The sequence below is a fragment of the uncultured Chitinophaga sp. genome (assembly GCF_937874145.1).
Classification (GTDB): Bacteria; Bacteroidota; Bacteroidia; order Chitinophagales; family Chitinophagaceae; genus Chitinophaga.
On the sequence record NZ_CALNBI010000100.1, the window covers coordinates 1 to 6865 of the forward strand.

Annotated in this window: 4 protein-coding genes; 3 read left to right on the forward strand and 1 reads right to left on the reverse strand. The window is 53.2% G+C overall.

Annotated elements, in window-relative coordinates:
• The first annotated feature begins 447 nt into the window (after nucleotides 1-447).
• The 3 genes from proS to Q0510_RS04485 are packed head-to-tail and all read left to right on the forward strand — an operon-like array spanning nucleotide 448 to nucleotide 5649.
• Nucleotides 448-1923 carry a proline--tRNA ligase gene (proS, locus tag Q0510_RS04475; protein WP_298708643.1) on the forward strand — a complete coding sequence of 492 codons (1476 nt, stop codon included), beginning with the start codon at nucleotides 448-450 and terminating at the stop codon, nucleotides 1921-1923.
• A 28-nt stretch (nucleotides 1924-1951) separates the two neighbouring features.
• The gene (locus tag Q0510_RS04480; RefSeq protein ID WP_298708651.1) at nucleotides 1952-4891 is read left to right on the forward strand and encodes a histidine kinase; all 2940 of its coding nucleotides are present in this window, start codon (nucleotides 1952-1954) and stop codon (nucleotides 4889-4891) included.
• The gene (locus tag Q0510_RS04485) at nucleotides 4888-5649 is read left to right on the forward strand and encodes a LytTR family DNA-binding domain-containing protein (RefSeq protein ID WP_074237512.1); all 762 of its coding nucleotides are present in this window, start codon (nucleotides 4888-4890) and stop codon (nucleotides 5647-5649) included. Before Q0510_RS04480 ends, Q0510_RS04485 begins: the two co-directional genes overlap by 4 nt.
• Before the next feature lie 387 nt (nucleotides 5650-6036).
• Here Q0510_RS04485 and Q0510_RS04490 read toward each other — a convergent pair.
• Nucleotides 6037-6865 (reverse strand): PDZ domain-containing protein (locus Q0510_RS04490; protein ID WP_298708649.1); only part of this gene is annotated, 829 nt, incomplete at its 5' end.

Below are 6865 nucleotides of genomic sequence, written 5' to 3' on the forward strand. Positions count from 1 at the left end.
ATACGTCTGCTGCTGGCGAACCGGAGAGTGGTACACATCATCCGGTGTCTGGGCGGTCTGATAAGCGGTGGAACAGCTGCCAAACACAAGCAGGGCCGCTACCGCACTATATATCATAGGTCTCATTCTGCTGTTATTTTATGAACAATGTAAATTTACTCAATTTAAACGAATTTTACCGTTAAGAGGTTACACGCACCGGCCGTTTTATTATCTTCGCACACCCGGGAACCGGTTTGGCATTTTCTGTGAGGTCTGTGGCGTTTCCGTATTATTAATAGAACAAATATTACGCCAGTTTATTGTGCGGGCAAGCCAGTTTCCAGCCCATTTGGGGCGAATGGCAACCCGGCAGGACAAACGGCGGTTCGCTTAAGGCAAACCACTGATCATCAAGGTGTTCCTATCAAATCTTTCCGGGGGAAACGGAAAAAGAAAAAATATAATATGAGTAAAGAGATTACTGCCCGATCACAGGATTACGCGCAATGGTACAACGACCTCGTGCTGAAAGGCGGACTGGCCGACTACTCCGCCGTTCGCGGATGCATGGTTATCAAACCCTACGGATTCGCCCTCTGGGAGAATATGCGCGACGAGCTCGACCGTAAATTCAAGGAAACCGGTCACCAGAACGCCTATTTCCCGCTTTTCATCCCCAAATCCTTCCTCAGTAAAGAGGCCGACCACGTGGAAGGCTTCGCCAAGGAATGCGCCGTGGTAACCCACTACCGCCTGAAAAACGACCCCGAAAACGGCGGCGTGGTGGTAGACCCGGAAGCCAAACTCGAAGAAGAACTGATCGTGCGCCCCACTTCCGAAACGATCATCTGGAATACATATAAAGACTGGATCCAGTCGTACCGCGACCTCCCCATCCTGGTGAACCAGTGGGCCAACGTGGTGCGCTGGGAAATGCGCACCCGCCTCTTCCTCCGCACCGCCGAATTCCTCTGGCAGGAAGGGCACACCGCCCACGCCACCGCCGAAGAAGCAGTAGCCGAAACCGTGCAGATGCTCGACGTTTACGCCGACTTCGTACAGAATTTCATGGCCGTGCCCGTTATCAAAGGCGTGAAATCCCCCTCGGAACGCTTCGCCGGCGCCGTAGACACCTACTGCATCGAAGCCCTCATGCAGGACGGTAAAGCCCTCCAGGCCGGGACCTCCCACTTCCTAGGACAAAACTTCGCCAAAGCGTTCGACGTGCAGTTCTCCAACAAGGAAAACAAACTGGAATACGTGTGGGCCACCTCCTGGGGCGTTTCCACCCGGCTCGTAGGCGCCCTCGTCATGGCGCACAGCGACGACGACGGCCTCATCCTTCCCCCCCGCATCGCCCCCCTCCAGGTCGTGATCGTGCCCATTTACAAAGGCAACGACCAGAAAGCCGGGATCGACGCCAAAGTGGAAGGCATCGTCAAGGAACTGAAAGCCCTCGGCATTCGCGTGAAATATGACGACAACGATAACAGCCGCCCGGGATGGAAATTCGCAGAGTACGAAATGAAAGGCGTACCCGTGCGCATCGCCATCGGCGCCCGCGATATCGAAAACAACGTGGCCGAGATCGCCCGCAGGGATACGAAGACCAAATCTTCCCAATCCCTCGACGGCATCGCCCAGCACATCCGGCAACTTCTCGAAGAAATCCAGGACGGCATGTTCCAGAAAGCGCTGGATTACAGGGATTCCCATATCACCAAAGCCGACAGCTGGGACGAGTTCGAAAAACTCCTCGACGAGAAAGGCGGGTTCATTTCCGCCCACTGGGATGGTACCGCCGAAACGGAAGCAGCGATCAAGGAGCGCACCAAAGCCACCATCCGCTGTATTCCGCTGAACAACCCCCAGGAAGCAGGCGCCTGCATCCTCACCGGGAAGCCCTCCAAAGAAAGAGTGCTGTTCGCAAGAGCTTATTAATCAAGGAAAAAGCCGTTATTTGCTGTTGATGCAAGCCATCCGTTACATACTATTGCTGCTGGCCTGCCTCGCCGGGCCCCTCACAGGGTTCGCGCAGGGCCTGGTCATCCGCAATTACAATGTAAAGGATGGGCTTGCCAACGCAACGGTCTACAGCGCCGTCCAGGACCTGGAAGGGTTCATCTGGTTCGCCACACCCACTGGCGTCAGTAAATTCGACGGAAGGAGGTTCCGGAACTACACGAAAAAAGACGGCCTTACCGACAACGACGTCGTAAAGCTTGCCGCCGACTCCCGCGGCCGCATCTGGTTTTTCACCAGCAACGGCAAACTGTCGTTTTACCAAAACCATATCGTCCACAACGAAGATTCCGATTCCACCCTTCGCTACAACAGCCGCAGCCACTACATCCAGTACGCCTTCGAAGACAAGGCCCGCATCACCTGGTTCCTCAACTCCGCCGGCCGCATCATCCAGTACAACGGCCGTAAAACGACTTACGATAAACTGGGCTCCAGTTCGATGGACGTGTTGAGCCTGCTCAGCAAGGACTCCGTTTTCCACCCCCTGCAACGCTATTTCAACCTGCCGGGCGTTAAAGACAGCAACAACGTTTTCCAGAAAATATTCATCGCCGCGCCCTATTCCCTGGGCAACCAGCGATTCTCCCAACGCATCCGCAACAACCCGGTCGTCATCACCGGAAATACCCTCTATTCCTACACCCCGCAAGACATTATGCCTTTCTTTTCCGGGCCCGACTGGGGCATCCGGGAAGAAATCAGCAGCGTGAGCATCGACGGCGAAAACCTCTGGATCGGCACGCCGCGCTCACTTTACCTCATCCGCGATTTTTTCAAAGGGGAGAAGAAGATCAGCAAACTGCTCAACAACCACTTCATCACTTCCATCCTGCACGACCGCGACGGCAATACCTGGATCACCACTTTCGGCGACGGCGTGTATCATATCCCGTTCAAGCATTTCTATTTCGCCTATCTCGACAATACCAACGGCTTAAACTCCCATTCGGTGTACAGTGTGTTCAAAGACAAGCGCAACGGCTTGCTGTATATCGGCGAGAATGCGGGTATGCTGAACGTGATGACGCCCGGCGGAAGTATCCGCAGGTTCGAACTGGATTCCACCGGCGGCCGCAACAGCGTGCTCGGCATTATGGCCCAGCCGGGAACCAGCGAGCTGCTGGTGGCGACGGACAATGCCGTGTTCAATTACTCGCCCGGCGGCCCTGCGCCCAGGCCGGTATTGCGGATGCGCAATATCAAAGACATGGACTTTACGCCGGACGGTAAGCTGCGTGTAGTCAGCCGCAACCGCCTGGCTTTCGGGATCAGCGACAGCCGCATGCTCGATCTTTCGGCGCTGGAAACCCAGATCAATTCCATCGCCTGCGTGACCGATAGTACGTATTACCTCGGCTCCGGATCCGGGCTGTATTTCGGCACCAACGGCGGTTTCCCCGTGCCGGTGCAGGACGATCCCCGGCTGAGCCAGAGTATCAAAGACCTGGCATGGATCAACGGTTATTTGTGGGTGGGAACCAGCGACCAGGGGATTTTTGTGCTGAAAGACGACCAGGTGGTGCGCCATTTCCGGACGGCAGACCATTTGGTGAGCGATATTTGCCAGCAGTTGTATTATGACGGAAATGGACGGCTGTACGTAGCCACCAATAAGGGTTTGTCGATCATCGATACCCGCACCCGCACGCTGCTGCGCAATCTTACCTCGAACGACGGGCTGATGAGCGACGACATCCGCGGGATTTCGCATGCGGGGGATACCTTGTATGTGGCCACGTCGAACGGCTTATGTTATTTTTCGCGGGATCATATTCCGGTGGATACGGTGCCGCCTACTGTTTACCTGAACGCGATCCGGTATGGCGACAGTTCCTGGATCCCGGGGCAGTATTTCCAGCACCTGTACGAATGGAAGAGCACATTCGAAGTGGAATTCGGCGCGATTGCTTTTGATTTGCCTGACCTGGTGGAATATCAATATAATTTCTCGAACGATACCTCCGCCGGCTGGGTGACCACGATGAGCAACATCGTGCCTTATCCCAGGCTGCAGCCGGGTGACTATACGTTGCTGATCCGGGCGCGGAAGTACAAGAGCGGGTGGAGCAAGCCCGTGGTGCTGCGGATTTCCATTTTGCCGCGCTGGTACCAGGAATGGTGGGCGAGGGGAATCCTCGTGCTGCTGGGCATCATGGCTATTTTATTGGTGCTCCGCTACATCGTGACGCGGATCAAAGGAGGGGAGCGGCGGAAGACGGAGTATAACCGTCGTATAGCCGAGCTGGAGGCCAAGGCGCTCACCAACCAGATGAACCCACATTTCATCTTCAACTCGTTAAATTCCGTCCAGCACCTGATTCTGGAGAAGGAAGAGAAGCAGGCGCTGAACTTTTTGGCGGATTTCGCGACGCTGATGCGGCAGATGCTGAACAACTCGCGCAAATCGTACATATCGCTGGAAGATGAGATCGCGTTTTTGACGCGGTACATCGAGCTGGAGAAGATCCGTTTTGCCAATTCTTTCGAATACAAGTTTGACATGAGCCAGGAGCTGAAGGAGTATACAATATATATACCGCCAATGTTGATTCAGCCGATCCTGGAAAATGCGATTAAGCACGGGCTGGCGCCGAAGAACGGGAGCGGCCATCTTTTGGTGCGGCTGGAACTGCATGGCGACCTGTTGTATTGCGCTGTGGACGACGATGGGATTGGCTGGGAGCATGCCAACAGCATTAAGACCGGGAAGCTGACCAAGCATGAATCCACCGCGTTGAGTGTGATCCGTGAAAGATTGCAGATCATCAAATCTTTTAATGGAAGCGTTGGAAAGTTGGAAATTATTGATAAATTTAACTCTGGATTCGGCAACAAGGCAGGTACCTTGGTCGAAATCCTCATTCCCATTGTAAAGATGTTATGAGTATAATTAAAGCTGCCATTGTAGACGACGAGGTCCGCAACATTCATATCCTCCGTAATATTCTGGAAAATTATTGCAAGGATGTTAAAGTTATTGGCGAAGCACAAAATATCCATGAAGCCGCGGAGATGATCAAAAACAACCCCATCGACGTTCTGTTCCTGGATATTGAAATGCCCCCTCATAACGGTTTTCAGCTGCTGGAAATGTTCCCTGTGCTCAACTTTGAGGTGATATTCATTACCGCCTTCCAGGAGTACGCGCTGCAAGCCATTAAGTTCGCCGCCCTCGACTATCTCCTCAAACCAATCAAGGTGAGTGAGGTGGAAGATGCATTGGAGAAAGTGAAGCGCAGCAAGAAAGGCCGCCTGAACGAACTGGCGTCTATCCTGAAAGACTACGTAAAGAATAACGACAACGCATTCTCAAAGATCGTGATCCCCGTGAACGACGGGTACAACGTGATCGACCTGAAAGATATCATCTATTGCGAAGCGTTTGACAGCTATACGAAAATCCAGCTCATCAACAACGTCAGCCATCTCATTTCCAAATCCCTCAAGGAATATGAAGAGATGCTGTCGGACAAGGGTTTTTACCGCGTTCATAAATCCTTCCTGATCAATATCCACCACATTGTGAAGATCATCAAGGGCCTCGGCACCGCAGTGATCATGAGCGATCAGAAGAATATCCCGATTTCTTCCCGCAAAAAAGACGAGTTCTTCACCCAGCTGAAGGGCGTCATTAACCTGTAAATCCCCAGTTTGGGGCAATCCGGACAGGGTGGTCCGATTTTTCACCAATATTTTATGCCCGTTGCCGAACCCATTTCCAGCGTTTACCAAACCGCGCGGGATCGTAATGGTTTATAGTCCTACATTCGGTGTAGGGTTTTCATAGGATAATGGTCATGTTCGTAAGCTCTTTACCAGCACGGCCATCAAAAAGCCCTCCGATTCCGGAGGGCTTTTTCTATTTTATATGCCTGTCAATGAGTTGCAAATAAATATTGAATATTTATACATTAAAAAATATGCAGGGGTAAAATCTTGACGGATAAAGGCATGAAAAAAGCCCCCCGGAAACGGGGGGCCTTTAATCCTAACCTATAAAACCTATATGAAAACACGTAGAATAATATCTTAGAATGAGGTGCCTCCGGAGAGGTCCAGGTCGTAATAATATACATTGGCGTAGCGGTCGCCCAGGTCGACGGTCGTCCGCGCATCGTCGAGGGCGCGCTTCAGGTCGTCGGATGAGCGGATGGCGGTGGTGCCTGCTTTCAGGATCACGAATTCCCGCTTCATATTCGTTTGTTTCTTGATCAGCCCGCTGCCGATATTGGCCACCATCAGGCCTCCTTCCACACCCAGCCGGTTCGACGCTTCCTTGTTCAGGGGAACGAAATCCGCCCCCAGTTGGTCCAGCACGGTCAGCTTCACGATATCGGTATTGCCTTCCAGGTTTTTGAGAACGGCGTTGGCCGTCTGCTCTTTATTGCTGCGGAGGTAGGTCACCGTTACCTTGTCGCCGGGTTTATACCGGCTCAGTTGTTCCATCAGTTCAGGGATGGAAGTGGTAGATACGCCGTTGATCTTCGTTACCACGTCGCCTTCCTTGATCCCCGCCACGGCTGCGGCTCCGCCTTCCGGAACGCCCAGTACTTTAATGCCGGCCATATCGCGCGACATGCCGAGGGCTTTAAGCTGCTCGTCCGACATGGTGTTTGGGTCGTTGTACTCGATGCCCAAATAGGCGCGTTGCACGTTCCCGAACTTCATAATGTCGTTCACCACCTTCTTCACCAGGTTTACTGGGATGGCGTAGGAATATCCTGCGTAAGCACCCGTGGGCGAGGCGATGGCCGAGTTGATGCCGATCAGCTCGCCGGCGGTATTGATCAGCGCGCCGCCCGAGTTGCCCTGGTTCACAGGCGCATCCGTCTGGATGAACGATTCGATGGCATTGCGG